Annotated in this window: 30 protein-coding genes and 1 tRNA gene; 21 read left to right on the top strand and 10 right to left on the bottom strand. The window is 58.5% G+C overall.

Going from position 1 to position 23,568, the window contains the following annotated elements; translation table 11 throughout:
- The first annotated feature begins 176 nt into the window (after nt 1–176).
- Complete coding sequence (locus PSH66_RS19760) at nt 177–854, top strand: HAD-IA family hydrolase (protein WP_305427489.1); 678 nt, start codon at nt 177–179, stop codon at nt 852–854.
- A gap of 18 nt (nt 855–872) precedes the next feature.
- On the opposite strand, the gene PSH66_RS19755 is transcribed toward PSH66_RS19760, so the two are convergent.
- The 3 genes from PSH66_RS19755 to csrA all read right to left on the bottom strand — a co-directional run bounded on the left by PSH66_RS19755 (nt 873) and on the right by csrA (nt 1,924).
- The gene (locus PSH66_RS19755; RefSeq protein ID WP_305427488.1) at nt 873–1,169 is read right to left on the bottom strand and encodes a hypothetical protein; all 297 of its coding nucleotides are present in this window, start codon (nt 1,167–1,169) and stop codon (nt 873–875) included.
- Between the two features lie 108 nt (nt 1,170–1,277).
- On the bottom strand, nt 1,278–1,517 hold the full coding sequence (locus tag PSH66_RS19750; protein ID WP_305427487.1) for a hypothetical protein: 240 nt from the start codon (nt 1,515–1,517) through the stop codon (nt 1,278–1,280).
- A 212-nt stretch (nt 1,518–1,729) separates the two neighbouring features.
- On the bottom strand, nt 1,730–1,924 hold the full coding sequence (csrA, locus tag PSH66_RS19745) for a carbon storage regulator CsrA (RefSeq protein ID WP_003192511.1): 195 nt from the start codon (nt 1,922–1,924) through the stop codon (nt 1,730–1,732).
- A gap of 262 nt (nt 1,925–2,186) precedes the next feature.
- On the opposite strand from csrA, the gene PSH66_RS19740 reads away from it, so the two are divergent.
- Nucleotides 2,187–2,552, top strand: a complete 366-nt coding sequence (locus PSH66_RS19740; protein ID WP_176156656.1) for an SPOR domain-containing protein — start codon at nt 2,187–2,189, stop codon at nt 2,550–2,552.
- A gap of 31 nt (nt 2,553–2,583) precedes the next feature.
- On the opposite strand, the gene PSH66_RS19735 is transcribed toward PSH66_RS19740, so the two are convergent.
- From PSH66_RS19735 to PSH66_RS19725, 3 genes are all read right to left on the bottom strand, one after another.
- Complete coding sequence (locus tag PSH66_RS19735; RefSeq protein WP_003174992.1) at nt 2,584–3,273, bottom strand: endonuclease; 690 nt, start codon at nt 3,271–3,273, stop codon at nt 2,584–2,586.
- A gap of 4 nt (nt 3,274–3,277) precedes the next feature.
- On the bottom strand, nt 3,278–3,529 hold the full coding sequence (locus tag PSH66_RS19730; protein WP_003174991.1) for a DUF1654 domain-containing protein: 252 nt from the start codon (nt 3,527–3,529) through the stop codon (nt 3,278–3,280).
- Between the two features lie 188 nt (nt 3,530–3,717).
- Nucleotides 3,718–4,806 (bottom strand): asparaginase, encoded by a 1,089-nt coding sequence (locus PSH66_RS19725; RefSeq protein WP_003174990.1) that lies wholly within the window; start codon nt 4,804–4,806, stop codon nt 3,718–3,720.
- A 545-nt stretch (nt 4,807–5,351) separates the two neighbouring features.
- Here PSH66_RS19725 and PSH66_RS19720 point away from each other — a divergent pair.
- From PSH66_RS19720 to PSH66_RS19690, 7 genes are read left to right on the top strand one after another with little or no spacing between them, the layout of a single operon-like run.
- Complete coding sequence (locus tag PSH66_RS19720) at nt 5,352–6,311, top strand: sugar ABC transporter substrate-binding protein (RefSeq protein WP_003174989.1); 960 nt, start codon at nt 5,352–5,354, stop codon at nt 6,309–6,311.
- Between the two features lie 57 nt (nt 6,312–6,368).
- Complete coding sequence (locus tag PSH66_RS19715; protein ID WP_003174988.1) at nt 6,369–7,922, top strand: sugar ABC transporter ATP-binding protein; 1,554 nt, start codon at nt 6,369–6,371, stop codon at nt 7,920–7,922.
- Nucleotides 7,919–8,896 carry an ABC transporter permease gene (locus PSH66_RS19710; protein ID WP_003174987.1) on the top strand — a complete coding sequence of 326 codons (978 nt, stop codon included), beginning with the start codon at nt 7,919–7,921 and terminating at the stop codon, nt 8,894–8,896. The genes PSH66_RS19715 and PSH66_RS19710 overlap by 4 nt, the downstream gene beginning before the upstream one ends.
- Nucleotides 8,897–8,899: 3 nt before the next feature.
- The gene (locus tag PSH66_RS19705) at nt 8,900–9,922 is read left to right on the top strand and encodes a LacI family DNA-binding transcriptional regulator (RefSeq protein WP_003174986.1); all 1,023 of its coding nucleotides are present in this window, start codon (nt 8,900–8,902) and stop codon (nt 9,920–9,922) included.
- A gap of 23 nt (nt 9,923–9,945) precedes the next feature.
- Nucleotides 9,946–10,860 (top strand): ribokinase, encoded by a 915-nt coding sequence (gene rbsK / locus PSH66_RS19700; RefSeq protein WP_003174985.1) that lies wholly within the window; start codon nt 9,946–9,948, stop codon nt 10,858–10,860.
- Nucleotides 10,857–11,261, top strand: coding sequence for a D-ribose pyranase (gene rbsD, locus PSH66_RS19695; RefSeq protein ID WP_003174984.1), 405 nt, complete (start codon nt 10,857–10,859; stop codon nt 11,259–11,261). Before rbsK ends, rbsD begins: the two co-directional genes overlap by 4 nt.
- Before the next feature lie 26 nt (nt 11,262–11,287).
- Nucleotides 11,288–12,316 carry a nucleoside hydrolase gene (locus PSH66_RS19690; RefSeq protein ID WP_003174983.1) on the top strand — a complete coding sequence of 343 codons (1,029 nt, stop codon included), beginning with the start codon at nt 11,288–11,290 and terminating at the stop codon, nt 12,314–12,316.
- Nucleotides 12,317–12,349: 33 nt separating this feature from the next.
- Here PSH66_RS19690 and PSH66_RS19685 read toward each other — a convergent pair whose 3' ends face one another.
- The gene (locus PSH66_RS19685; RefSeq protein ID WP_003174982.1) at nt 12,350–12,562 is read right to left on the bottom strand and encodes a hypothetical protein; all 213 of its coding nucleotides are present in this window, start codon (nt 12,560–12,562) and stop codon (nt 12,350–12,352) included.
- Nucleotides 12,563–12,730: 168 nt separating this feature from the next.
- Here PSH66_RS19685 and PSH66_RS19680 point away from each other — a divergent pair, with 168 nt between their 5' ends.
- Complete coding sequence (locus PSH66_RS19680) at nt 12,731–13,036, top strand: hypothetical protein (RefSeq protein ID WP_003174981.1); 306 nt, start codon at nt 12,731–12,733, stop codon at nt 13,034–13,036.
- A 145-nt stretch (nt 13,037–13,181) separates the two neighbouring features.
- Nucleotides 13,182–13,502 carry an I78 family peptidase inhibitor gene (locus tag PSH66_RS19675; protein WP_003174980.1) on the top strand — a complete coding sequence of 107 codons (321 nt, stop codon included), beginning with the start codon at nt 13,182–13,184 and terminating at the stop codon, nt 13,500–13,502.
- 73 nt (nt 13,503–13,575) lie between these two features.
- On the opposite strand, the gene PSH66_RS19670 is transcribed toward PSH66_RS19675, so the two are convergent.
- Both PSH66_RS19670 and PSH66_RS19665 read right to left on the bottom strand, forming a co-directional pair.
- Complete coding sequence (locus tag PSH66_RS19670) at nt 13,576–13,788, bottom strand: cold-shock protein (protein WP_003179963.1); 213 nt, start codon at nt 13,786–13,788, stop codon at nt 13,576–13,578.
- Nucleotides 13,789–14,077: 289 nt separating this feature from the next.
- Nucleotides 14,078–14,392 carry a hypothetical protein gene (locus tag PSH66_RS19665; protein WP_003174978.1) on the bottom strand — a complete coding sequence of 105 codons (315 nt, stop codon included), beginning with the start codon at nt 14,390–14,392 and terminating at the stop codon, nt 14,078–14,080.
- Between the two features lie 356 nt (nt 14,393–14,748).
- On the opposite strand from PSH66_RS19665, the gene thrS reads away from it, so the two are divergent.
- The 10 genes from thrS (at nt 14,749) to PSH66_RS19615 (ending at nt 22,866) form a co-directional block, all read left to right on the top strand.
- On the top strand, nt 14,749–16,671 hold the full coding sequence (thrS, locus tag PSH66_RS19660) for a threonine--tRNA ligase (RefSeq protein WP_003174977.1): 1,923 nt from the start codon (nt 14,749–14,751) through the stop codon (nt 16,669–16,671).
- Nucleotides 16,671–17,222 carry a translation initiation factor IF-3 gene (gene infC / locus PSH66_RS19655; protein ID WP_169850653.1) on the top strand — a complete coding sequence of 184 codons (552 nt, stop codon included), beginning with the start codon at nt 16,671–16,673 and terminating at the stop codon, nt 17,220–17,222. Before thrS ends, infC begins: the two co-directional genes overlap by 1 nt.
- Nucleotides 17,223–17,282: 60 nt before the next feature.
- On the top strand, nt 17,283–17,477 hold the full coding sequence (rpmI, locus tag PSH66_RS19650) for a 50S ribosomal protein L35 (RefSeq protein WP_002553160.1): 195 nt from the start codon (nt 17,283–17,285) through the stop codon (nt 17,475–17,477).
- Between the two features lie 30 nt (nt 17,478–17,507).
- Nucleotides 17,508–17,864 (top strand): 50S ribosomal protein L20, encoded by a 357-nt coding sequence (gene rplT, locus PSH66_RS19645; RefSeq protein WP_003174975.1) that lies wholly within the window; start codon nt 17,508–17,510, stop codon nt 17,862–17,864.
- Between the two features lie 109 nt (nt 17,865–17,973).
- Nucleotides 17,974–18,990 carry a phenylalanine--tRNA ligase subunit alpha gene (gene pheS / locus PSH66_RS19640; RefSeq protein ID WP_003174974.1) on the top strand — a complete coding sequence of 339 codons (1,017 nt, stop codon included), beginning with the start codon at nt 17,974–17,976 and terminating at the stop codon, nt 18,988–18,990.
- 26 nt (nt 18,991–19,016) lie between these two features.
- Complete coding sequence (gene pheT / locus PSH66_RS19635) at nt 19,017–21,395, top strand: phenylalanine--tRNA ligase subunit beta (protein WP_003174973.1); 2,379 nt, start codon at nt 19,017–19,019, stop codon at nt 21,393–21,395.
- Nucleotides 21,396–21,398: 3 nt separating this feature from the next.
- A complete protein-coding gene (gene ihfA, locus PSH66_RS19630; protein ID WP_002553164.1) occupies nt 21,399–21,701 on the top strand; it encodes an integration host factor subunit alpha in 303 nt (100 codons plus the stop codon).
- Nucleotides 21,682–22,038 carry a MerR family transcriptional regulator gene (locus tag PSH66_RS19625; protein ID WP_003174972.1) on the top strand — a complete coding sequence of 119 codons (357 nt, stop codon included), beginning with the start codon at nt 21,682–21,684 and terminating at the stop codon, nt 22,036–22,038. Before ihfA ends, PSH66_RS19625 begins: the two co-directional genes overlap by 20 nt.
- Before the next feature lie 90 nt (nt 22,039–22,128).
- Nucleotides 22,129–22,205: transfer RNA gene (locus PSH66_RS19620), tRNA-Pro, on the top strand.
- Between the two features lie 226 nt (nt 22,206–22,431).
- Entirely contained in the window at nt 22,432–22,866 is a 435-nt protein-coding gene (locus tag PSH66_RS19615) for a hypothetical protein (protein WP_080547106.1), read from the top strand.
- Nucleotides 22,867–22,978: 112 nt separating this feature from the next.
- Here the strand turns inward: PSH66_RS19615 and PSH66_RS19610 are convergent, their stop codons facing one another.
- Nucleotides 22,979–23,515: a helix-turn-helix domain-containing protein gene (locus tag PSH66_RS19610; protein WP_141063192.1), complete on the bottom strand. Its 537-nt coding sequence runs from the start codon at nt 23,513–23,515 to the stop codon at nt 22,979–22,981.
- Between the last annotated feature and the right edge of the window lie 53 nt (nt 23,516–23,568).

Below are 23,568 nucleotides of genomic sequence, written 5' to 3'. Positions count from 1 at the left end.
GCCAGGTCCGGCAGTGCATTCACGGTAACCAGGCGACCCGAACAGCTCACCAACAGGAGGATGACAAGTTTGTAATCATTGGCTGCGCGACACCCGCGCAGCGTTTACAAGTCATAAGGTGATCCGTAGATTGCATCGGGCCGATTATTCGTTTCAGCCCACGAGGAAGTCCCGCAGTGTCCATCCGAGGATCAGCTGTCTTTGCCCGCCCTTACCGCGCTTTCCTGTTCGATATGGACGGGACGTTGCTCAACTCCATCGCCGCCGCCGAGCGGGTGTGGAGCATCTGGGCTGAACGCCACGGGCTGGATGTGGCGGCGTTCCTGACGACCATTCATGGCGCCCGCGCGATCGATACCATCACGCGCCAAGCCTTGCCCGGCGTCGATCCAAAGGTTGAGGCGCAGTGGATTACCGAGGCTGAAATCCACGATGTGCAAGGCATTGTTGCGATTCCCGGGGCCATCGAATTCTTGAAGCGCCTGCCCGCTGACCAGTGGGCGCTGGTCACCTCTGCGCCCAGGGATCTGGCGCTGCGTCGGCTTGAAGCGGCGGGGATCGAGGCGCCGGCGGCGCTGGTCACCGCTGAAGACGTGGCCATCGGCAAGCCGGACCCCGCCTGTTATGTGTTGGGGGCCGCGCGTCTGGGGGTGCCGGTGCAGGATTGTCTGGTGTTTGAAGACGCTACGGTGGGCATTCGGGCCGGGGAGGCGGCGGGGGCGGATGTGATGGTCGTGACGTCGACGCATCTCAAGCCCATGCTCACCGAGCATCCGTCTATCGACGGTTATGAGGGGATGCAGGCCATGCGTGACGCCCAGGGTTTGTTGCGTTTGCAGCAGGTGACAGGCTGATACAAAAAGCCGAACCCGTTACCGGGCCCGGCCTATTTCGCAGGTGGCAGGACTCGGCGGTGCCTGCATTCGATCACTGCGCATGCTCTGGCGTGACAGCACCATCTCCTTGAGGATCTCGTTGGCAAGCCGCGAGATCGCTTCGGCGCCTCGATAGTGCGCGCGCACGATACCGGTCACGGCGAAGTGATCGGTTTTCGGGCCGCTGAGCACTGCCGAGAGGGTGCCGTCGGTGTGCAATGTGCAGGTCACCTGGTAGCTGGGCAGGCGTGCCGCCAATTCAGCTTCGATCTGGCTTTTACTGAGGGTATCCATCGGCTTCAGCACCTCTACTGACTGTGCAAACACACTCAAGAATAGGTCCTGCTGCGCAGCTGTAAATACCGGCGATCCGACAACGAGTCTTCAACGGTCCCTCAGGGACTACCGCGGATGGCTGCGGCACAACCTGCGATGCACCAGCTTGTGGATGGGCCTCAGGCAAAACAGGAACAGATAGCCGCACAGCAGCAATGCCAAGTCCAGCCAGGCATGCGAGCGGGTCACGCCTGCGTCTTTCAATACGCGCCACAGCGCATAGTCCAGGCTCAGAACGGCGAGCCCGATCAGTAGAGTGATCATCCATGAACGTTGAAAAAAGGGTTGTGCGGTGATTGGCCTCATCGACGTGCTCCTGAACGCACACGGAGATGGCGGGATGTCCGTCAGTGGATTCGTCTGCGACTACCACAACAAGTTCCAGGCATGAGGCAGTTTTATCTTGCGGCGGGAGGATCTTGCGGATGAAACCAGGTCACGTAGCGCAGGGACGCAGCGTTCGAAGAGGTTTTCGCCAGCCGTTACAATGAACGAAAAGGCTGGCTACTGAAGGCGCTTCAAGGCGTCTGGTTTTTGTCCGGCGCCGTCAGGCCCGCCTGGATGCGCTGGTAAATCTCCTCACGATGCACGGCAACATCCTTGGGGGCGTTGATGCCGATTCGAACTTGCTGGCCGCTGACGCCCAGGATGGTGATCGTGATGTCATCACCGATGTTTATGCTTTCACCGACTTTTCGGGTGAGTATCAGCATGGACTTCTCCTTGATTACTTTTAAGGACACATGTTTGGACAGGGCAGGTGTCGGATGTGTGTAGCTTACTGCTAAGCGCTTCCCTGTGACTGCCTCTTTTAGGACGCATAGAGGCGACATTAATTCCCATGGCGGCATCATACAGGTCTGGGATACATCATTCGCATTGTTTAAGCCAAGGTTTATGACGGCCAGAATAGACAGCGAATGATAAAGTCGCCTCTTTAATCCTTTAAGGAGCAGGGCAGTGCGTAAAGTAGCGATGGCAATGGCGGTGTTGGCATTGGCCGGTTGTGGTGAAGGCAAACGTGTCGACGCTCCGAAGACCAAGCCTGCCACGACCGAAAGCCAGCCACAAACCGGCGCGATTGCCGCTCAGGAGTGGGACCTGCGGGTAGGGCCGCCAGACCATAAGCTTCAGGCAATCACCGACCTGACCGCCTGGCTGCTGGAACATGGTTTCAATTTTTACATCGTGAAGGTCGACGGCAAGGACGAAGTGTTATTGGGCCCATTCGCAACCAGGGCCGAGGCCGAGGCCAAGCAGACGCTGCTCAACGAAAAAATGGCCCGGGCCAAGAAGAACGACACCGTGTCTGAAATCATCGAGCACAAGTCCGCGCAGTAACAGGCCCTTTGGGCGGCAGTGCCGCCCCTGTTCAACCGCAGGCTTTGAGGTTCACCGGGCCGACAAACGCATTGCCGCGCCCCATCACACAAGCCACGGTCTGGTTGCGCTGGCGCTCCCAGGGTTGCACCGGGTAGGTCTTGTTCCAGGCTTCGTACAGCTGGCGGTCCTGTTTCGACAGGCGCAACCCGTACTGCTTGCTCATGTAGAAATACGTACGCGCGATCATTCCGCGAATCGAAGGGCGCGGCATGACCTTCTTGGCCTTGAAGTCCACTTGGGTCAGGCATGAGCCGTACTGACCGGTTTGCACTGGCAGCCAGCCAAAACTGAAATTGTTGCGGTCGCCATTGACCTCGCCGATGCTCGGCACCAGGTTGTGCAAGTCGGCTTCGGCGCGCTTGAACACGTCGTCATGGCGTGTGCAGTTCTTGCGCCCGCCGTTCTGCCAGCACTGACGTTGATGGCCGATCTGCCAGGCCGGCACGATGTGTTCCCACTCGATACGTGCCGCGCGGTTGGCGTTTTTACGTGGAATGTAGCCACAGGCCTTGAGGTCTACGCGGTTGCCGGTGTATTTGCAGCCGCAATAGAACTCGGTGGATTGTGGCGCGTAGAGTTTCCAGGCGATTTTCTTGGCTTCGGTGAACGTTCGGGGCGCCTGGGCGTGGGCGCTGAAGGCAAAAAACAGGCAACACAATGCAATAAAACGCGCATTCATTGAGTCAATCTTCCTTCGGCACAACCCAGAAAATCTGCACACCGCCATCGTCCCGATAGGCGAGGGTGACGTTATCGTTCTCCGCGATTTCCTCCAGCAAGCGCTGCCACTCATCCTCTGGCTCATCCGGCAATCGGAAGATCAGGGCGGCCTTGGCTTTTTGAGCGTTGGTGGAATTGATGATTTTTTGCACGCGAATGGCCAGGCGTTCGTAGGCGTCGGGTGGGGTTGGCACTGCGGAAGAGGACTTTGCCACGGAGTATTCCTTGATAAGCTGTACGCACATACAGTATTTAACTGTAGGTGATTTCGCAACTACTTAAATTTCAAGAAGTTCGTCTGATAGCTATTCGGGAATTTTGGTGTAAGGCGGGAGCGTTGTCGAAGCGAGCGCAATGGGGTGAGGGCGTTCGCTCCCTCACCCCAGTCGGGGTCAGTCAGGCATCAATACTCCCAGAACATCCGTTGCAGCTCTTTGCTGTCCTGGGTCTTGGTCAGGGCGACCATCGCCAGAATCCGCGCTTTCTGCGGGTTCAAGTCGAGGGCGGCGACCCAGTCGTACTTGTCGTCAGGCTGTTCGGCGTTACGCAGCACCATGCCGCCGGCATTCACGTGGGACGAGCGGATGATTTGCACGCCTTGCTTGCGCAATTCGACCAGGGCAGGAACCACCTTGGACGACACCGAACCGTTACCGGTACCGGCGTGGATGATGGCTTTGGCGCCAGCCTGGGCCAGGGCCTTGTAGGCGGTGTCGCTCACGTTGCCGTAGCCGTAGGCGATTTCAACGTCCGGCAGGCTCTTGATGGTCTTGATGTCGAATTCCGAATCCATGGTGTGACGCTTGGCTGGCAGGCGGAACCAGTAGGATTTGCCTTCAACCACCATGCCCAGTGGGCCCCATGGGCTCTTGAACGCTTCGGTCTTGATATTGATCATCTTGCTGACGTCGCGACCCGACTGGATCTCATCGTTCATGGTTACCAGGACGCCCTTGCCGCGCGCATCCTTGCTTCCTGCCACGGCGACGGCGTTGTACAGGTTGAGCATGCCGTCGGCCGACATGGCGGTGCCTGGGCGCATCGAGCCGACGACAACGATAGGCTTGTCGGTTTTTTCCACGAGATTGAGGAAGTAGGCGGTCTCTTCCAGGGTGTCGGTGCCGTGGGTGATCACGATGCCATCCACGTCCTTGTTGTCAGCCAGCTCGGCGACGCGGCGACCCAGTTGCAGCAGGTTTTCGTTGTTGATGCTTTCGGACGCAATTTGCATCACTTGCTCGCCACGCACGTTGGCGATCTGGCTAAGCTCAGGAACGCCGGCGATCAATTGTTCGATACCGACCTTGGCCGCCTGGTAGGTGGCGCTGTTGGCCGCGCTGGCGCCGGCGCCGGCAATGGTGCCGCCGGTGGCGAGGATCACCACGTTGGACAATTTGGTCTTGGATTCAACGTCCTTTGCCTGGACGGCAACGGGGAACAGCAGCAGTAGGGCTAACGCGCCCGGAACAAAGTTCTTCAGTGCAGATTTCATTATTCTTCTCTCTGGTTTTTGATGAGTGCTGTAGCCGGTTCATCTAGAACACCCGGGCGATTCTGAGCGCCACGAGCGCAGGGTTAGGAGCAGAATCCGTACCAGGCCGAACAGGTTTGTGAATTTAAATTAACCTATTGATTTATAAGATTTTATACTGGTTTTTGTATGTGTCGTTCCCAGCGCATGTCCGGCTTTCCGAACAACTGGTGGGATTGTGTTCGGTTGCCCGAAAAGTCTGATGGAAAAGTCCTGGGTTAAACGTCGACGTCTGTCGTTTCGGACAATCGCATCGCGGGGAAGGAGTGAGGATGGCCGCCAGGTGGGGCGAGAGAAGGGGGCCGTGCATGAAAGGTTGTTTTATCCCGTTGACAAAACTCGACAAGGTTCGCATAGTTCGATCAACGCAAACGTTTGCGAGATGTTTCACGCAGGGCTCCCCGAGTCGGCGTGAACGCTCGTATCAGCCTCCCGGGTGGGCGGGCTGCCGAAGCGTTCTTCGGTGCAGGCGTTGCTCACAATAATCATAAGATCGGAGTACACCCATGAAGCTGCCATTTGCAGGACGTCTTCTTGCTGTCGCTGTGCTTGCTGCCGCATCCGCCGCTCTACCCCTGTCCTCTGCATTCGCTGATGACGCCGCCGCCAAACCCAAGGTCGGCCTGGTGATGAAGTCCCTTGCCAACGAATTTTTCGTGACCATGCAAGAGGGCGCCAAGGACTACCAGAAATCTCACGCCGCTGACTTCGACATGATCACCAACGGCATCAAGAATGAAACCGACACCAGCGCACAAATCGACATCGTCAACCAGATGATCCTGTCCAAGGTCAATGCCATCGTTATCGCACCCGCCGATTCCAAGGCACTGGTCACCGTGCTGAAGAAAGCTTCCGACGCCGGTATCAAGGTGGTCAACATCGACAACCGCCTGGATCCGGACGTGCTGAAAAGCAAAAAACTCGATATCCCGTTTGTGGGCCCGGACAACCGCAAAGGCGCCAAGCTGGTGGGTGACTATCTGGCCAAGCAACTGGCGGCGGGCGACAAGGTCGGCATCATCGAAGGCGTACCTACCACCACCAACGCCCAACAGCGCACCGCAGGCTTCAAGGATGCGATGGACGCTGCCGGCATGAAGATCGTGTCCACCCAATCCGGTAACTGGGAAATCGACCAGGGCCAGAAAGTCGCGTCGGCCATGCTCAGCGAATACCCGGATCTCAAGGCGCTGTTGGCCGGTAACGACAACATGGCCCTGGGCGCCGTCTCCGCCGTTCGTGCAGCCGGCAAGGCTGGCAAAGTGCTGGTCGTGGGCTACGACAATATCGAAGCCATCAAGCCAATGCTGAAGGACGGTCGCGTGCTGGCCACCGCCGACCAGGCCGCTGCACAACAAGCCGTGTTCGGTATCCAGAACGCGCTCAAGCTGGTCAAGGGTGAGAAAGTCGATGCCACCGACGGCGTGATCGAAACCCCGGTCGAACTCGTCATCAAGCAGTAATTCTCGCGGTACCCAACAGCGTCCGCTCGCCCTGGGCGGACGCCTGGAGATTTTCCTATGTCATCTTCCGCCCCGAACGCTGTCCTCTCGGTCAGCGGTATCGGTAAGACCTATGCCCAACCGGTTCTGTCCGACATCACCCTCACGCTCAATCGTGGGGAGGTGCTCGCGCTGACCGGTGAAAACGGCGCAGGCAAAAGTACCTTGTCGAAAATCATCGGCGGGCTGGTCGTGCCGACCACCGGGCACATGCAATTCAATGGTCAGGACTACCGTCCCGCCAGCCGCACCCAGGCTGAAGAGCTCGGCGTGCGCATGGTCATGCAGGAACTCAACCTGCTGCCGACATTGACCGTGGCTGAAAACCTGTTCCTGCATAACCTGCCCAGCCGCGCTGGCTGGATCAGTCGCAAGCAACTGCGCAAGGCCGCCATCGAGGCCATGGCCCAGGTCGGCCTGGATGCCATCGACCCGGACACCCTGGTCGGCAGCCTGGGCATTGGTCACCAGCAAATGGTCGAGATCGCCCGCAACCTGATCGGCGACTGCCATGTGCTGATCCTCGACGAACCCACGGCCATGCTCACGGCCCGTGAAGTCGAGATGCTGTTCGAGCAAATCACCCGCCTGCAGGCCCGCGGCGTGGCGATCATCTACATTTCACACCGGCTCGAAGAATTGGCGCGTGTTGCGCAACGCATTGCGGTACTGCGTGACGGCAAGCTGGTCTGTGTCGAGCCGATGGCCAATTACAACAGCGAGCAGCTGGTGACCTTGATGGTCGGCCGCGAATTGGGCGAACACATCGACCTGGGCCCCCGGACCATCGGTGGCCCGGCCTTGACGGTCAAAGGCCTGACCCGCTCGGACAAGGTTTGCGACGTTTCCTTTGAAGTGCGTGCCGGCGAGATCTATGGCATTTCCGGACTGATTGGCGCCGGCCGTACCGAATTGCTGCGCCTGATCTTCGGCGCCGACCAGGCCGACAGCGGCACTGTCGCCCTGGGCTCGCCGGCGCAGGTGGTGAGCATCCGCTCGCCGGTGGACGCGGTGGGCCATGGCATCGCTCTGATCACCGAAGACCGCAAGGGCGAAGGTTTACTGCTGACCCAATCCATCAGTGCGAATATCGCGCTGGGCAACATGCCGGAAATTTCCGCTGGCGGCATCGTCAACCGCCGTGACGAAACCGCGCTGGCCAAGCGTCAGGTCGACGCCATGCGCATCCGCAGTTCCAGCCCGGCGCAATTGGTGTCCGAGCTGTCGGGCGGTAACCAGCAGAAAGTCGTGATCGGCCGCTGGCTGGAGCGCGACTGCCAGGTGATGCTGTTCGATGAGCCGACGCGTGGTATCGACGTCGGTGCCAAGTTCGACATTTATGCCTTGCTCGGTGAACTGACCCGCCAGGGCAAAGCGTTGGTGGTGGTGTCCAGCGACCTGCGCGAGCTCATGCTGATCTGCGATCGCATCGGTGTGCTGTCAGCCGGTCGCTTGATCGACACCTTCGAGCGCGACAGCTGGACCCAGGACGAATTGCTCGCCGCCGCGTTTGCCGGCTATCAGAAACGTGATGCGCTGCTCAACGATGCCGCGCCTAGGAATACCCCATGAAAACCACAACTTCCCCCGGTAAAACTGGCGGCAACTTCTACGGCCTGGGCACCTACCTGGGCTTGGCGGGCGCGTTGCTGGCGATGATCGCGCTGTTCTCGGTGCTCAGCGACCACTTCCTGTCCTACGACACATTCAGCACCCTGGCCAACCAGATTCCGGACTTGATGGTGCTGGCGGTTGGCATGACCTTCATCCTGATCATCGGCGGCATCGACCTGTCGGTCGGCTCGGTGCTGGCATTGGCGGCATCGGCGGTCAGCGTGGCGATCCTGAGCTGGGGCTGGAGCGTGTTGCCTGCCGCCGTGCTCGGCATGGGCTGTGCGGCATTGGCCGGTACCCTTACCGGTTCGATCACTGTGGCCTGGCGCATCCCTTCGTTTATCGTGTCCCTGGGCGTGCTGGAAATGGCCCGTGGCGTGGCGTACCAGATGACCGGTTCGCGCACGGCCTATATCGGTGATTCGTTCGCCTGGCTGTCCAACCCGATTGCGTTCGGTATTTCGCCATCCTTTATCATCGCGTTGCTGGTGATCATCGCTGCGCAACTGGTGCTGACGCGTACGGTATTCGGTCGCTACCTGATCGGCATCGGCACCAATGAGGAAGCCGTGCGCCTGGCCGGTATCAATCCCAAGCCTTATAAGATCCTGGTATTCAGCCTCATGGGCCTGCTCGCAGGTGTGGCGGCGTTGTTCCAGATCTCGCGACTCGAAGCGGCGGACCCGAACGCCGGCTCCGGCCTGGAGCTGCAAGTGATCGCCGCGGTGGTGATCGGCGGCACCAGTTTGATGGGCGGGCGTGGCTCGGTGATCAGTACGTTCTTCGGTGTGTTGATTATTTCGGTATTGGCCGCGGGCCTGGCGCAAATCGGTGCCACGGAGCCGACCAAACGCATCATCACCGGTGCGGTGATCGTGATTGCCGTGGTCCTCGATACCTACCGCAGTCAGCGCGCCAGTCGGCGGGGCTGAACCATGGCAACGATCAAGGATGTGGCGGCGCTTGCAGGTATTTCCTACACCACGGTATCCCACGTGGTGAACAAGACGCGCCCTGTGAGCGAGCCGGTACGCATCAAGGTTGAAGCCGCGATCAAGCAGCTCGACTACGTGCCCAGTGCGGTGGCGCGCTCGCTCAAGGCCAAGACTACGGCGACCATCGGTTTGCTGGTGCCCAACAGCCTCAACCCGTATTTCGCGGAGTTGGCGCGCGGCATCGAGGATTACTGTGAGCGTAACGGCTACTGCGTGATCCTGTGCAACTCCGACGACAACGCAGAAAAGCAGCGCAGCTATTTGCGCGTGTTGCTCGAAAAACGCATCGACGGCCTGATCGTGACCTCGGTGGGCGGCGACGACAGTGGGTTGGCGGCAGGCTTGAGCGCGGTGCGCACGCCCATGGTGATCGTCGACCGGGCACTGGATGGGATTGATGTCGACCTGGTCCGTATCGATCACGAGGAGGGCGCCTACCTGGCGACCCGGCACTTGCTCGAGCTGGGGCATCGTGACATCGCCTGCATTGGCGGCCCGGCGCATACCCGCGTGGCGCAGATGCGTCTGGCGGGGTATCAGCGTGCGTTGCGCGAGGCGGGTATCGACGTGGCGGCCCATCGCATCCAGGCAAGTGATTTCACCAGCACCGGCGGTTACGCCGCCGCTGTGCAGCTGTTGGCGCAGAACCCGCCCAGCGCGATTTTTGCCAGCAACGACATGATTGGTTTCGGCGTGTTGCGTGCGGCTGCGGAGCGTAATATCCGCGTGCCCGGCGAACTGTCGGTGATCGGTTTCGATGACATTCAAATGGGCCGTTATGTGTACCCGGCGCTGACTACGGTCGGGCAATCGATCCTGCAACTGGGCGAGACGGCGGCCGAGCTTCTCCTGCGACGAATCGCAACACCCCAACTGCCGATCGATCAACGGATCGTGACGCCGAGCATCGTATTGCGTGAGTCGACGGCGCCCGTCGCCGGTGCGTTCGCCCAATACCGCTGAACCGAATTGATGAGTATTGATGTATGCCAGCAAAAGTAGTGGTTATAGGCAGCTTGAACATGGACCTGGTCACCCGCGCCAGCCGGTTGCCCCGTGCCGGTGAAACCCTGATCGGCCAGACGTTCTCGACAGTGCCGGGCGGCAAGGGCGCCAACCAGGCTGTCGCGTCTGCTCGCCTGGGGGCCGAAGTGGCAATGATCGGTTGCGTCGGTACCGATGCATACGGCGCTCAACTGCGGGATGCGTTGCGGGTGGAAGGCATCGATTGCCAGGCGGTCAGTACCGTGGACGGCTCCAGTGGCGTCGCCTTGATCGTGGTGGATGACAGCAGCCAGAACGCCATTGTCATCGTCGCCGGCAGTAATGGTGAACTGACGCCAGCCTCGCTGCAGGCGTTTGACGCGGTGTTGCAGGCGGCGCAGGTAATTGTCTGCCAGCTGGAAGTGCCGATGGACACCGTGGGGTATGCCCTCAAGCGCGGTCGCGAACTGGGCAAGACGGTCATCCTCAACCCGGCGCCGGCCAGTGGTCCGCTGCCCGCCGAGTGGTACGCCTTGATCGATTACCTGATTCCCAACGAAAGTGAAGCCACCGCGCTCAGTGGCGTGACCGTCGACTCACTCGACAGCGCCAAGCGTGCGGCAACCGAGTTGATCAAGGCGGGTGCCGGCAAAGTCATCATCACCCTGGGGGCCCAAGGCGCGCTGTTTGCTGATGGCCAGGGTTTTGAACAGCTGGTTGCGCCCAAGGTCCAGGCCGTGGATACCACTGCCGCCGGCGATACGTTTGTCGGCGGCTTCTGCGCGGCGCTGGCCAATGGCAAGAGCGAAGCCGAGGCCATCCGTTTCGGCCAGGTCGCGGCGGCGCTGTCGGTCACTCGCGCCGGTGCGCAACCCTCCATTCCTACGCTGCTCGACGTACAAGGTTTTGTGCCATGAAAAAGACTCCGCTGCTCAATATTGCCCTGTCGCGCGTCATCGCCTCCCTGGGGCACGGCGATATCCTGGTGATCGGCGATGCCGGTCTGCCGGTGCCGCCGGGTGTCGAATTGATTGACCTGGCATTGACCCAGGGCATTCCTGACTTCATCGGCACGCTGCGTGTTGTGCTGAGTGAAATGCAGGTTGAAAGCCACGTGCTGGCCGAAGAAATCCTGCACAAGCAGCCGCCCGCATTGGCTGAGTTGAACACCCTGACCGACCAGGCTGCCCTCGGTGAGCGGCGTCTGGTGAGTCATGACGCATTCAAGCAGCTCAGCCGCAAGGCGCGGGCCGTTGTGCGCACGGGCGAATGCCAGCCTTATTGCAATATCGCGCTGGTGTCCGGCGTAACGTTCTAGAGTTCCCCAACGACAAGGAGTGTTTTATGCAACGTGGTCTTCCCATCCTGAGAAATCTGTTTCGGAGTGTCCTGCTTTTGTCCGCGCTCACAGCAGCCAGCGCCCAAGCGGCGGAAAAAATCGATCTGATCATCGACACCGACCCAGGCGCCGACGATGTAGTGGCCTTGCTCTTCGCCATGGCCTCTGCGGACGAATTGAACATCCGTGCGCTGACCACCGTGGCCGGCAATGTGCGGTTGGACAAGACTTCGCGCAACGCGCGCCTGGCCCGCGAGTGGGCGGGGCGCGAGGACATCCCGGTATACGCCGGTGCCCCGGCGCCACTGCTGCGCAAACCGATCTATGCCGAGAATATCCACGGCAAGGAAGGCATTTCCGGTGTGGCCGTGCACGAACCCAAAAAGGGCTTGGCCGAGGGTAACGCGGTTGATTACCTGATCAAGACCCTTCGCGCAGCCAAACCTCACAGCATCACGATCGCCATGCTCGGTCCGCAGACCAACCTTGCGCTGGCATTGACTCAGGACCCGGAAATCACCCAGGGCATCAAGGAAGTGGTGGTGATGGGCGGCGCGCATTTCAACGGTGGCAATATCACGCCGGTGGCCGAGTTCAATCTGTTCGCCGACCCGATCGCGGCCGAGATTGTGCTCAAGAGCGGCGTCAAGCTGACCTACCTGCCACTGGACGTGACCCACAAGGTCTTGACCAGTGAGGCGCGGCTTAAGCAGATCGCCGATATCAAGAATAACGCGAGCAAGATCGTTGGCGATATTCTCAACGAATACGTCAAAGGGGACATGGAGCACTACGGTATCCCGGGTGGGCCTGTGCACGACGCCACTGTCGTTGCCTACCTGCTCAAGCCATCGCTGTTCAGCGGGCGTGAGGTCAACGTCGTGGTGGACAGTCGCGAAGGCCCGACCTTCGGCCAAACCATCGTTGATTGGTACGATGGCCTGAAACAGCCGAAGAACGCATTCTGGGTTGAAAGCGGCGACGCCCAGGGCTTTTTCGATCTGCTGACCGAGCGCCTGGCGCGCCTGAAGTAAATCCCCTGCCGGTCGGCGCTCGTCGACCGGCTCTTATCCGCGCTCGGGGTTGTGCGCGCCCTGGTGATCGGTCGGGTATTTCTCGAATACCTGGCCTATGAACGCCTGCGCGGCTTGAGTGCCCAGTTCCTTGACCAGCAGGTCGATACCGATGATCGCCAATTCTTCCGGGCTGCCGGGGCTGTAGGAACTTTGTCCTAGGGGCCATTTGGCTTTGATATCGGCTTGGAGCGTTACGGTGGTCATGAAAGTCTCACGGGTAGAATGCGGGGCAATGCGCTGGAATGCGGCTCTAACGGGCGCAGTTAAGCATTTTGCGCAGTATTTGGCACTGCTACTTAGGCATGAAGTGTTTCGAAGTGAGGCCCGCGCTGTGCGACACTGGCCCATTGTTTAATGGCCGGGGAACACCGCGTGCAGATCGATTTGAACAATCCCGAGAACCTGACCCTGGATAACGTGCGTCAATTGCTCGCCAGCGCCAGCGACGATCAACATACTCAATTGCGTGTCACCAAGGCGGGTATCGCCTATATTTCTTCCGGGATAGTGGGCGGCACTGATATCGGCGGCCTGCTGTTCCGTCTGGAGACCTGGGCCAAGGGCTCCGGCTATGTCGGTAACGTGGCCGCCAGCGACGAGGTCTGGGTCATGCAGATTTTCAACGCGCTGAAGCAGAATTGGCCAAAGCCTGCCTTTGACTACATTGATATCTATTGATTACGTTCATATCTGGTCACGATTGACTGGGCGAATGCCTGTCGAGACTCAGGCAGACTTGCCCATCGACGGTTTACGTCTTGAAACCAATCTATCAGACCGCTGTCGCACGATCTCTGTCCATTTTTTATCATTAGGAGGCTTCATGCCTTGGAAGCTCGCATCATTCGGTACTTTGTTGGCAGCACTCGCCCTGGCGGGTTGCAGCACCCCGGGTGCCTCTGAGCCAGGCAAAGACGCCACCGTGACCGACGCCGGCCATAGCCGCTGTGAGGCAAAGGCCGCCGAATTCACCGTCGGCCAGAAGGCTTCGCCGCAGTTGCTGGAACAGGCCCGTACTCGTGCCGGTGCGCAGAACGCGCGGATCCTCAAGCCCAACGATATGATCACGCTGGAATACCGTTCCGATCGCCTCAATCTCAATACCGACGACAATCTGGTGATTACGCGCGTCAATTGCGGCTGATCGCTTCCAGGCTTTTGCAGCGCCCATAAAAAACCCCGTCACATGGACGGGGTTTTTTAGATCGGCGCAGAAATTACTCTGGGCGAACCTGTGCAGCTTGCATACCCTTTTGGCCTTTCTCAGCCACGAAGGAAACGGTTTGGCCTTCTTTCAGGCTTTTGAAACCGTCGCTTTCGATAGCTTTGAAGTGTACGAACAGGTCGTCACCGCCACCTTGAGGAGTGATGAAGCCGAAGCCTTTTTCATCGTTGAACCATTTAACGGTGCCGGTTTGGCGATTAGACATGGTGTATCTCCAAGAAACATATATTTTCAGTAGTGCTGTGCTGCTCAGGCCAACTGGGCACACCGGGCTATCATAGTCGAAATGTTCGACTTGGGAGCCCCCCCAAGGCACTGTTTGCTAATCAATAGCGTTGCGTTTAGGGGCTGTGTTGGCTGAAAGCCCCGATTTACGGGGCTTTCGCACGAAATATCAGCTGGTAAAAAAAGCCGTAAAAGCTGCGTAATTTGTGAGAAATGGCAGTTTTCAGGCTGTTTTTACGGCTGAAAATCCGTCTGATCGCGGGTCGTTCTTACTTTTTCTTCACGACTTTGCAGGAAGAAATAGCCGCTACAGCTTTGTTTTTGAGCTCAGGGCTGGCGTTCTGATTGGTCATCAGCTCCTTGATTTCGGCGGTGCTCAATTCAGCGTTGATCTTGTCGGCGCCGCATTCGCAGTGGGCTTTGGCGGTCTTGGCATCCACGTTCTGGCTGGCGGCTGCGCTGCAATCCTTGACGAAACTGTCGCGGGCACCGGCAGGCCAGTTCGACGGGGCCGCAGCGTGTGCGCCGAGGGAAAGCAGGGTCAGGGAAGCGGCTAGAGCGAGGGTAGAGGTAAAACGCATCATGAGGATGCTCCTTTGGGTCGAGGACGAACGGCGATTCTCAGTGGGTTTGAGGGCTTGCGTACAGCCCAAGTTCACTTTTGCCGCTATTTTGTCTTCGCATCAGTGGGCGTCGGCGCGATGACCGTTCATCTGTGCTAGCATCGTTGCCCTGGCTCTTACGGGTGCGCTATTTGCCGCCTTGCCATGTTCTTTTCAGTTCACTCCAGTCACTCTGGTTCGATTATCGGTTGGCCGAAAGGCTCCTGCCGCTGTAAGGCAGGCGTTCATCATTTGAACGGCCTGGTATTGGATCTTGTACTGGCTCATCCCAACCCACGTGACCTTTGGTAGGGGTCACCACTAGGAGAGGAGGCGCCATGCCAACTATTACTCTTCCCGACGGCAGTCAACGTTCATTCGATCATGCGGTTTCCGTAGCCGAGGTCGCCGCATCCATTGGTGCCGGCCTGGCCAAGGCCACCGTGGCCGGCAAGGTCGACGGCAAACTGGTCGACGCCAGTGACCTGATCACTTCCGATGCCAGCCTGCAAATCATCACGCCCAAGGATCAAGAGGGGCTGGAGATCATTCGCCACTCTTGCGCGCACCTGATTGGCCATGCGGTCAAGCAGTTGTACCCCACCGCGAAGATGGTGATCGGCCCGGTCATTGACGAAGGCTTCTATTACGACATCGCCTACGAGCGTCCTTTTACGCCGGACGATCTGGCGGCCATCGAGCAGCGCATGCACGCGCTGATCGAAAAAGATTACGACGTAATCAAGAAAGTCACCCCACGCGCCGAAGTGATCGACGTGTTCACCGCCCGTGGCGAGGACTACAAGCTGCGTCTGGTGGAAGACATGCCGGACGAGCAGGCCATGGGTCTGTATTACCACGAAGAATACGTCGATATGTGCCGCGGTCCGCACGTGCCGAATACGCGCTTCCTTAAGTCGTTCAAGCTGACCAAGCTGTCCGGTGCCTACTGGCGTGGTGACGCGAAAAACGAACAACTGCAGCGGATCTACGGCACCGCCTGGGCTGACAAGAAGCAGCTGGCGGCCTACATCCAGCGCATCGAAGAAGCCGAAAAACGCGACCACCGCAAGATCGGCAAGCGCCTGAACCTGTTTCACCTCCAGGAAGAAGCGCCGGGCATGGTGTTCTGGCACCCGAACGGCTGGACCCTGTACCAGGTGCTTGAACAGTACATGCGCAAGGTTCAGCGCGAAAACGGTTACCTGGAAATCAAGACGCCACAAGTCGTTGACCGCAGCCTGTGGGAGAAATCCGGGCATTGGGCCAACTACGCCGACAACATGTTCACCACCCAGTCGGAAAACCGCGACTACGCCATCAAGCCGATGAACTGCCCATGCCACGTGCAGGTGTTCAACCAAGGCCTGAAGAGCTACCGCGAATTGCCGATGCGCCTGGCCGAGTTCGGTGCCTGCCACCGTAACGAGCCATCGGGTGCGCTGCACGGCATCATGCGTGTGCGCGGCTTCACTCAGGATGACGCCCACATCTTCTGCACCGAAGAGCAGATGCAGGCCGAATCCGCCGCGTTCATCAAGCTGACCATGGACGTTTATCGCGATTTCGGCTTTACCGAAGTCGAAATGAAGCTGTCCACTCGTCCGGAAAAACGTGTCGGTTCCGACGAGCTGTGGGATCGCGCCGAAGCGGCACTGGCCGCAGCGCTCGACAGCGCGGGCCTTGCGTACGATCTACAGCCGGGCGAGGGCGCCTTCTACGGTCCCAAGATCGAGTTCTCGCTGAAAGATTGCCTTGGTCGCGTCTGGCAGTGTGGTACCCTGCAGCTCGATTTTAACCTGCCGATCCGTCTGGGAGCCGAATACGTTTCCGAAGACAACAGCCGCAAACACCCGGTTATGCTGCACCGGGCGATCCTCGGCTCGTTCGAACGGTTCGTCGGTATCCTGATCGAGCACTACGAGGGCGCGTTCCCTGCGTGGCTGGCTCCGACCCAGGCAGTGATCATGAATATCACTGATAAACAGGCAGATTTTGCCGCTGAAGTTGAAAAAACTCTCAACGAAAGCGGATTTCGTGCCAAGTCCGACTTGAGAAATGAAAAGATCGGCTTTAAAATCCGCGAGCATACTTTGCTCAAGGTTCCCTATCTTTTGGTTATCGGAGATCGGGAAGTCGAGATGCAGACTGTCGCTGTGCGTACTCGTGAAGGTGCTGACCTGGGCTCGATGCCCGTCGCCCAGTTCGCTGAGTTCCTCGCGCAAGCGGTTTCCCGGCGTGGTCGCCCAGATTCGGAGTAATTATTATTAAGCGTGAAATGAGACAAGATAAACGAGCTGCACCGAAAGCCCCGATCAACGAGAATATCTCGGCACGCGAGGTTCGGTTAATTGGCGCTGACGGCGAGCAGATTGGCATCGTCTCGATTGATGAAGCGCTTCGTATCGCTGAAGAGTCCAAATTGGACCTGGTGGAAATCTCCGCCGACGCAGTCCCGCCTGTTTGCCGGGTGATGGACTACGGCAAGTCGATCTTCGAGAAGAAGAAGCAGATTGCTGCGGCGAAGAAAAACCAGAAGCAGATTCAAGTAAAAGAAATCAAGTTTCGTCCAGGGACGGAGGAAGGGGATTACCAGGTAAAACTGCGCAACCTGGTACGTTTCCTGAGTGATGGGGACAGGGCCAAGGTATCCTTGCGATTCCGCGGCCGTGAGATGGCCCACCAGGAGCTGGGGATGGAACTCCTCAAGCGGGTTGAAGCTGACCTGCTCGAGTACGGTTCGGTCGAACAGCATCCTAAGATGGAAGGACGCCAACTGATCATGGTCATCGCCCCGAAAAAGAAGAAGTAATCAACAGGGCACGGCAGGCCTTCTGATTATGTTTATCAACTGAATGCGGAGTATCCGAACATGCCAAAGATGAAGACTAAAAGTGGTGCTGCTAAGCGGTTTCTGAAAACTGCTAACGGTATCAAGCACAAGCACGCTTTCAAGAGCCACATCCTGACCAAAATGTCGACCAAGCGTAAGCGTCAACTGCGCGGTAGCAGCTTGCTGCATCCGTCTGACGTGGCAAAAGTCGAGCGCATGCTGCGCCTTCGTTAATTTTTGGATCAAGAATAGAGGAAGTAACTCATGGCTCGTGTAAAGCGTGGCGTCATTGCCCGTAAGCGTCACAAAAAAATTCTGAAACTTGCTAAAGGCTACTACGGCGCGCGTTCACGCGTATTCCGTGTTGCCAAGCAAGCGGTAATCAAGGCTGGCCAATACGCCTACCGTGACCGTCGTCAGAAAAAACGTCAGTTCCGCGCTCTGTGGATCGCTCGTATCAACGCTGGTGCACGTGTTAACGGTCTGTCCTACAGCCGTTTCATCGCTGGCCTGAAAAAAGCGTCCATCGAAATCGACCGTAAGGTTCTGGCTGAACTGGCCGTGAACGAAAAAGCGGTGTTTGCTGCGATTGTCGAGAAAGCTAAAGCCACCTTGGCTTAAGTACCCCCGACAGTCACCCTGGGCTACTCCTGTAGCCCAAGGTGGTAAACGTCATAAATAGGGGAAGAGCCTTCAAGCTCTTCCCCTATTTTGTATCTGGAGTCTGTACATGGAAAACCTGGACGCGCTCGTTGCCCAAGCTCTTGAGGCTGTGCAAAGCGCTGAAGATATCAATGCCCTGGAGCAAATCCGGGTTCACTACCTTGGCAAAAAAGGTGAATTGACTCAGGTGATGAAGACCCTGGGGAATTTGCCGGCTGAAGAGCGTCCGCAGGTCGGCGCGCTGATCAACGTTGCCAAGGAGCGCGTCACCGAGGTTCTCAATGAGCGCAAGGCGTCGCTCGAGGAGGCCGATCTTGCGGCCAGGCTCGCCGCCGAGTCCATTGATGTCACCTTGCCTGGCCGTGGCCAGGCTTCGGGCGGTCTGCACCCGATCACCCGGACTCTGGAACGTATCGAACAGTTCTTCACTCATATTGGCTACGGCATCGCCGAAGGCCCTGAGGTCGAAGACGACTACCACAACTTCGAGGCGCTCAACATCCCAGGCCATCACCCGGCCCGGTCGATGCACGACACCTTCTATTTCAACGCGAACATGTTGCTGCGCACCCATACCTCGCCGGTACAGGTCCGCACCATGGAAGCGAACAAGCCGCCGATCCGCATCGTCTGCCCAGGCCGTGTGTACCGCAGCGACTCCGATATCACCCACTCGCCGATGTTCCACCAGGTCGAAGGCCTGCTGGTCGATCGCGATATCAACTTCGCCGACCTCAAGGGCACGATCGAAGAATTCCTGCGGGTGTTTTTCGAAAAAGAGCTGGCGGTGCGTTTCCGCCCTTCGTTCTTCCCGTTCACCGAGCCGTCCGCTGAAGTCGACATGGAATGCGTGATGTGCAGCGGTAAAGGCTGCCGTGTCTGCAAGCAGACCGGCTGGTTGGAAGTGATGGGCTGCGGCATGGTCCACCCCAACGTGTTGCGCATGTCCGGTATCGATCCGGAAGAGTTCTCGGGCTTTGCCTTCGGCATGGGCGTTGAGCGTCTGGCCATGCTGCGTTACGGCGTGAACGACTTGCGTCTGTTCTTCGACAACGACTTGCGGTTCCTCGCGCAATTTCGCTAGTCGTAACGAATCTTTAGGAGAGCAGGATGAAATTCAGTGAACAATGGCTGCGCGGCTGGGTAAGCCCGCAGGTGGATCGCGACGCGCTGGTTGCGCGTCTGTCGATGGCCGGTCTTGAGGTCGATAGCGTTACGCCGGCCGCCGGTGTTTTCAGCGGCGTGGTCGTGGGTGAGGTGCTGAGCACCGAGCAGCACCCCGATGCCGACAAGTTGCGTGTATGCCAAGTCAGCAATGGCGCCGAAACCTTTCAGGTCGTATGCGGAGCGCCGAATGTGCGTCCGGGTCTGAAGATCCCGTTCGCGATGATTGGTGCTGAACTGCCAGGCGATTTCAAGATCAAGAAGGCCAAGCTGCGTGGCGTTGAATCCAATGGCATGCTGTGCTCCCAGGCAGAACTGCAGGTGGGCGAGGGCAATGATGGCTTGATGGAACTGCCGGGCGACGCACCGGTGGGCCAGGACATCCGCGTTTACCTGGAGCTGGAAGATGCCAGCATCGAGGTCGACCTGACGCCGAACCGCGGCGATTGCCTGTCCCTGGCCGGCCTGGCGCGTGAAGTGGGCGCGCTGTACAACGCCCCGGTCACCCGTCCGGTGGTTGCCTCTGTGCCGGCGGTGCACGACGAAGTGCGTTCGATCGAAGTGCTCGCGCCCAATGCGTGCCCACGTTACCTGGGGCGTGTAATCCGTAACGTCGACCTGTCCAAGCCAACTCCGCTGTGGATGGTTGAGCGTCTGCGACGTGCCGACGTGCGCAGCATCGATGCCGCCGTCGACATTACCAACTATGTCATGCTGGAACTGGGCCAACCGCTGCACGCGTTCGACCTTGCCGAGATCAACGGCGGCATCCGCGTACGCATGGCCGAAGAAGGTGAAAAGCTGGTGCTGCTCGATGGCCAGGAAGTGGCCCTGCGCGCCGATACCCTGGTGATCGCTGATCATTCGCGCGCCCTGGCCATTGCCGGCGTGATGGGCGGCGAGCACAGCGGTGTGTCCGCGACCACCCGTGACGTGTTCCTTGAAAGCGCATTCTTCGACCAGATCGCCATCGCGGGCAAGGCCCGTTCCTATGGCCTGCACACCGATGCGTCGCACCGCTATGAACGTGGCGTGGACTGGAAGCTGGCCCGTGAAGCCATGGAGCGCGCTACTGGCCTGCTGCTGGAAATCACTGGTGGCGAAGCCGGTCCTATCACCGAGACCGTCAACGAACAGTACCTGCCGTCCGTTGCGCCAATCACCCTGCGTGCCAAAAGCGTTGAGCAGATGCTCGGCCTGGTGATTGAGCCTGCTGAGATCGAGCAACTGCTGTCGGCCCTGGGGCTTGCCATCTCTGTTGGCGGGGAAGGGCAGTGGCACGTTGAAGTGCCAAGTCATCGCTTCGATATCAGCCTGGAAGTCGACCTGATCGAAGAGCTCGCTCGCTTGTACGGCTACAACCGCCTGCCGGTTCGCTACCCGCAAGCACGTCTGGCGCCGCAGCCCAAGGCCGAAGCGCGCGCTCACTTGCCTGAATTGCGTCGCCTGTTGGTTGCGCGTGGCTATCAGGAAGCAGTGACCTACAGCTTCATCGATCCAAAGCAATTCGAGCTGTTCAACCCAGGCGTTGAGCCGCTGTTGCTGGCCAATCCGATCTCCAATGACATGGCGGCCATGCGTTCGTCGCTATGGCCAGGCTTGGTCAAGGCGCTGTCTCACAACCTGAACCGTCAGCAAGATCGCGTGCGCATGTTCGAAAGCGGCCTGCGTTTCGTCGGTCAACTCGATGGCTTGAAACAAGAGCCAATGCTGGCAGGCGTGGTTTGCGGCAGCCGCCTGCCTGAAGGTTGGGCACAAGGCCGCGACGCCGTGGACTTCTTTGACGTCAAGGCTGACGTGGAAGCGGTGCTGGGCTTCGCCGGCGCGTTGGATGCCTTCACTTTTGTGCCTGGCAGTCATCCCGCATTGCATCCAGGCCAGACTGCGCGTATCGAACGCGAAGGTCGTTTGGTGGGTTTTGTGGGCGCCATTCACCCTGAGCTTTCGAAGACCCTGGGGCTGGACCGTCCAGTCTTCGTTTTCGAGTTGGTGTTGGCGGAAGTCGCGTCGGGCAAAATGCCGAAATTCAGCGAGTTGTCGCGTTTCCCTGAAGTGCGGCGTGATCTGGCCCTGATTGCCGACCGTGAAGTTGCCGCCACTGCCGTTCTGGATGTAATCCGTGAAAATGCAGGGGAATGGCTGACAGACCTCAGGCTATTTGACGTCTATCAGGGTAAAGGTATTGATCCGCATAGAAAAAGCCTTGCAGTTGGCTTGACCTGGCAGCATCCATCGCGCACTCTTAATGACGATGAGGTGAATACCACGACACAAAATATCCTCACCTCGCTTGAACAAAGGTTAAACGCCACGTTAAGGAAGTGACGTATGGGGGCTTTGACGAAAGCTGAGATGGCGGAACGTCTGTACGAAGAGTTGGGTCTGAACAAACGCGAGGCCAAGGAATTGGTCGAGCTGTTTTTTGAAGAGATCAGACACGCTCTGGAAGACAACGAACAGGTCAAATTGTCCGGTTTCGGCAATTTCGACCTGCGGGACAAACGCCAGCGGCCTGGCCGCAATCCAAAAACGGGAGAAGAAATCCCGATCACGGCTCGCCGTGTGGTCACCTTTCGTCCAGGGCAGAAGTTGAAGGCCCGAGTTGAGGCTTATGCTGGAACCAAGTCATAACGACGAGCTACCCGTCATCCCAGGCAAACGCTACTTCACCATCGGTGAAGTCAGCGAGCTATGTGCGGTAAAACCGCACGTGCTGCGCTATTGGGAGCAGGAGTTTCCTCAACTCAACCCCGTCAAACGCACCGGGAACCGTCGGTATTATCAGCGCCAGGATGTGCTGATGATCCGACAGATCCGTGCGTTGCTGTACGACCAGGGGTTCACCATCAGCGGCGCGCGTCAGCGCATGTCCGGTGATGAAGCCAAAGACGACACCACCCAATACAAGCAACTGATCCGCCAGATGATCTCCGAACTCGAAGATGTGCTGGTTGTGCTGAAGAAGTGATACAGGCTTTTAAAATACTTCCACATTTCAAAAGCTTGCGGTATATTCCTGATCGCTTCGTTGCGAAGCAAACCCAGTAACACGCCTAGTCGGGGCGTAGCGCAGTCCGGTAGCGCACTAGCATGGGGTGCTAGGGGTCGAGTGTTCGAATCACTCCGTCCCGACCATATTATTCAATGACTTAGCCCAATCGGTAACGGTTGGGCTTTTTCATGTCCGCGTAAAAACCTAAATATACAGCGACGACGCTCGCACCTCATGAAACCCAGACATCTCTTCCCAGTTCCACCCCCGCAGTAATTCGCCGCCTCCCCCTCCATCGGTCGCATGACTTGAACTCTCGGCGGGCCAACGCGTCTGACCATACGCCCCATTAAACCTACGGAAGCTATCATGCTTTTCAAGAATAAAAGTCTCGTTGCAGTCCTGTCCTGCGCCATGATGTTTGCAGCAGCCCCGTTACTCCCGGCTGACCTCTCTATCATGAACTCCGCCTATGCGAAGGGTGGTGGTGGTGGCAACGGAGGCGGTAATGGCGGCGGTAACGGCGGTGGTCACAGCGGGTCGGATCACGGCAGCTCCGATAGTAACGGCCGTGGCAATGGGCTGAGCAGCGATCACGCCGGCAAGGCGGTTCGCGACCGTGGCGAAAGCGGTAACCGCTACGGCAGTGATCGCGGTCATGGTTCGACGACTTCAGGCATCGCCCATTCCAAAGATACGCGTGGCGTTGCCAAAGCGACTGCGATCTCGACGTCGACACCAGGGGATCACAACGCGAAAGGGTTGAGTAACGCCGGGACGTCGACTTCAAAGAAATCGCACTGATTCACGACGTCGCGACATGCAACGTTGAAAAAAAACGGGCGCCCCGCACAGGGCGCCCGTTTTTATTTACGCCTGAAGTGCTCGCAAGCATCACCAAAAAGACGCAGCGGCCCTAATCCGCGCTATGAACCACAACCAGCAACTCTGCCTGTTCGTCAGAAACCGTGCGCAGGCGGTGAGATTTCTGCGCATTGAAATGCAGGGCGTCGCCTTCATCCAGCGTCTGCCGTTCGTCACCGAAATCCACTTCAACACGACCACGGACTACATAGATGAACTCTTCCCCCAGGTGTTCCTTGAAGGCGGACTGGCCGAACGAGCGGGGCGGGTAGACCAGAAATGGCAACAACGCCCGCTGACCGATATGGCGCGCCAACGGCACGTGAGCCACGGGTGCAGCGCCATCATTGGCTTCGCGCTGCTGGCGTCGGACCAGGCTGTAGCCTTCGGCGGGCACCGCTTCGGTGCTGAACAATTCTTCGGCCTGGGCATTCAAGGCCTTGGCCAATTTGAGCGCCACCGCAATGGAGGGCGAACTCACACCGCGCTCCACCTTTGACAGGTAGCTCTTGGTCAATCCGGTCAGCCCGGCCAACTGCTCCAGGGTGATCCCCATCTTCTTGCGCAAAATTCTCAGCTGTACCGCCATCCAACGCTGTTCCTTGAGAAATAATGACACTTGGCTTGATAATGACACAAAGT

The organism is Pseudomonas sp. FP597 (assembly GCF_030687435.1).
GTDB classification, from domain to species: domain Bacteria; phylum Pseudomonadota; class Gammaproteobacteria; order Pseudomonadales; family Pseudomonadaceae; genus Aquipseudomonas; species Aquipseudomonas lactucae.
This window is presented reverse-complemented; position numbering and strand designations above follow the sequence as displayed.

Bases quoted from the DNA above. Each gene is read 5' to 3' on its own strand.
- PSH66_RS19735 (WP_003174992.1), bottom strand. From the start codon at position 3,273: ATGAATGCGCGTTTTATTGCATTGTGTTGCCTGTTTTTTGCCTTCAGC.
- PSH66_RS19665 (WP_003174978.1), bottom strand. From the start codon at position 14,392: ATGATGCGTTTTACCTCTACCCTCGCTCTAGCCGCTTCCCTGACCCTG.
- PSH66_RS19755 (WP_305427488.1), bottom strand. From the start codon at position 1,169: ATGGATACCCTCAGTAAAAGCCAGATCGAAGCTGAATTGGCGGCACGC.
- PSH66_RS19705 (WP_003174986.1), top strand. From the start codon at position 8,900: ATGGCAACGATCAAGGATGTGGCGGCGCTTGCAGGTATTTCCTACACC.
- PSH66_RS19715 (WP_003174988.1), top strand. From the start codon at position 6,369: ATGTCATCTTCCGCCCCGAACGCTGTCCTCTCGGTCAGCGGTATCGGT.
- PSH66_RS19690 (WP_003174983.1), top strand. From the start codon at position 11,288: ATGCAACGTGGTCTTCCCATCCTGAGAAATCTGTTTCGGAGTGTCCTG.
- PSH66_RS19675 (WP_003174980.1), top strand. From the start codon at position 13,182: ATGCCTTGGAAGCTCGCATCATTCGGTACTTTGTTGGCAGCACTCGCC.
- pheS (WP_003174974.1), top strand. From the start codon at position 17,974: ATGGAAAACCTGGACGCGCTCGTTGCCCAAGCTCTTGAGGCTGTGCAA.
- PSH66_RS19625 (WP_003174972.1), top strand. From the start codon at position 21,682: ATGCTGGAACCAAGTCATAACGACGAGCTACCCGTCATCCCAGGCAAA.
- rplT (WP_003174975.1), top strand. From the start codon at position 17,508: ATGGCTCGTGTAAAGCGTGGCGTCATTGCCCGTAAGCGTCACAAAAAA.
- PSH66_RS19615 (WP_080547106.1), top strand. From the start codon at position 22,432: ATGCTTTTCAAGAATAAAAGTCTCGTTGCAGTCCTGTCCTGCGCCATG.
- thrS (WP_003174977.1), top strand. From the start codon at position 14,749: ATGCCAACTATTACTCTTCCCGACGGCAGTCAACGTTCATTCGATCAT.
- rbsK (WP_003174985.1), top strand. From the start codon at position 9,946: ATGCCAGCAAAAGTAGTGGTTATAGGCAGCTTGAACATGGACCTGGTC.
- PSH66_RS19750 (WP_305427487.1), bottom strand. From the start codon at position 1,517: ATGAGGCCAATCACCGCACAACCCTTTTTTCAACGTTCATGGATGATC.
- PSH66_RS19725 (WP_003174990.1), bottom strand. From the start codon at position 4,806: ATGAAATCTGCACTGAAGAACTTTGTTCCGGGCGCGTTAGCCCTACTG.
- PSH66_RS19670 (WP_003179963.1), bottom strand. From the start codon at position 13,788: ATGTCTAATCGCCAAACCGGCACCGTTAAATGGTTCAACGATGAAAAA.
- csrA (WP_003192511.1), bottom strand. From the start codon at position 1,924: ATGCTGATACTCACCCGAAAAGTCGGTGAAAGCATAAACATCGGTGAT.
- rbsD (WP_003174984.1), top strand. From the start codon at position 10,857: ATGAAAAAGACTCCGCTGCTCAATATTGCCCTGTCGCGCGTCATCGCC.
- PSH66_RS19740 (WP_176156656.1), top strand. From the start codon at position 2,187: ATGGCAATGGCGGTGTTGGCATTGGCCGGTTGTGGTGAAGGCAAACGT.
- PSH66_RS19720 (WP_003174989.1), top strand. From the start codon at position 5,352: ATGAAGCTGCCATTTGCAGGACGTCTTCTTGCTGTCGCTGTGCTTGCT.
- PSH66_RS19610 (WP_141063192.1), bottom strand. From the start codon at position 23,515: ATGGCGGTACAGCTGAGAATTTTGCGCAAGAAGATGGGGATCACCCTG.
- PSH66_RS19685 (WP_003174982.1), bottom strand. From the start codon at position 12,562: ATGACCACCGTAACGCTCCAAGCCGATATCAAAGCCAAATGGCCCCTA.
- pheT (WP_003174973.1), top strand. From the start codon at position 19,017: ATGAAATTCAGTGAACAATGGCTGCGCGGCTGGGTAAGCCCGCAGGTG.
- rpmI (WP_002553160.1), top strand. From the start codon at position 17,283: ATGCCAAAGATGAAGACTAAAAGTGGTGCTGCTAAGCGGTTTCTGAAA.
- ihfA (WP_002553164.1), top strand. From the start codon at position 21,399: ATGGGGGCTTTGACGAAAGCTGAGATGGCGGAACGTCTGTACGAAGAG.
- PSH66_RS19710 (WP_003174987.1), top strand. From the start codon at position 7,919: ATGAAAACCACAACTTCCCCCGGTAAAACTGGCGGCAACTTCTACGGC.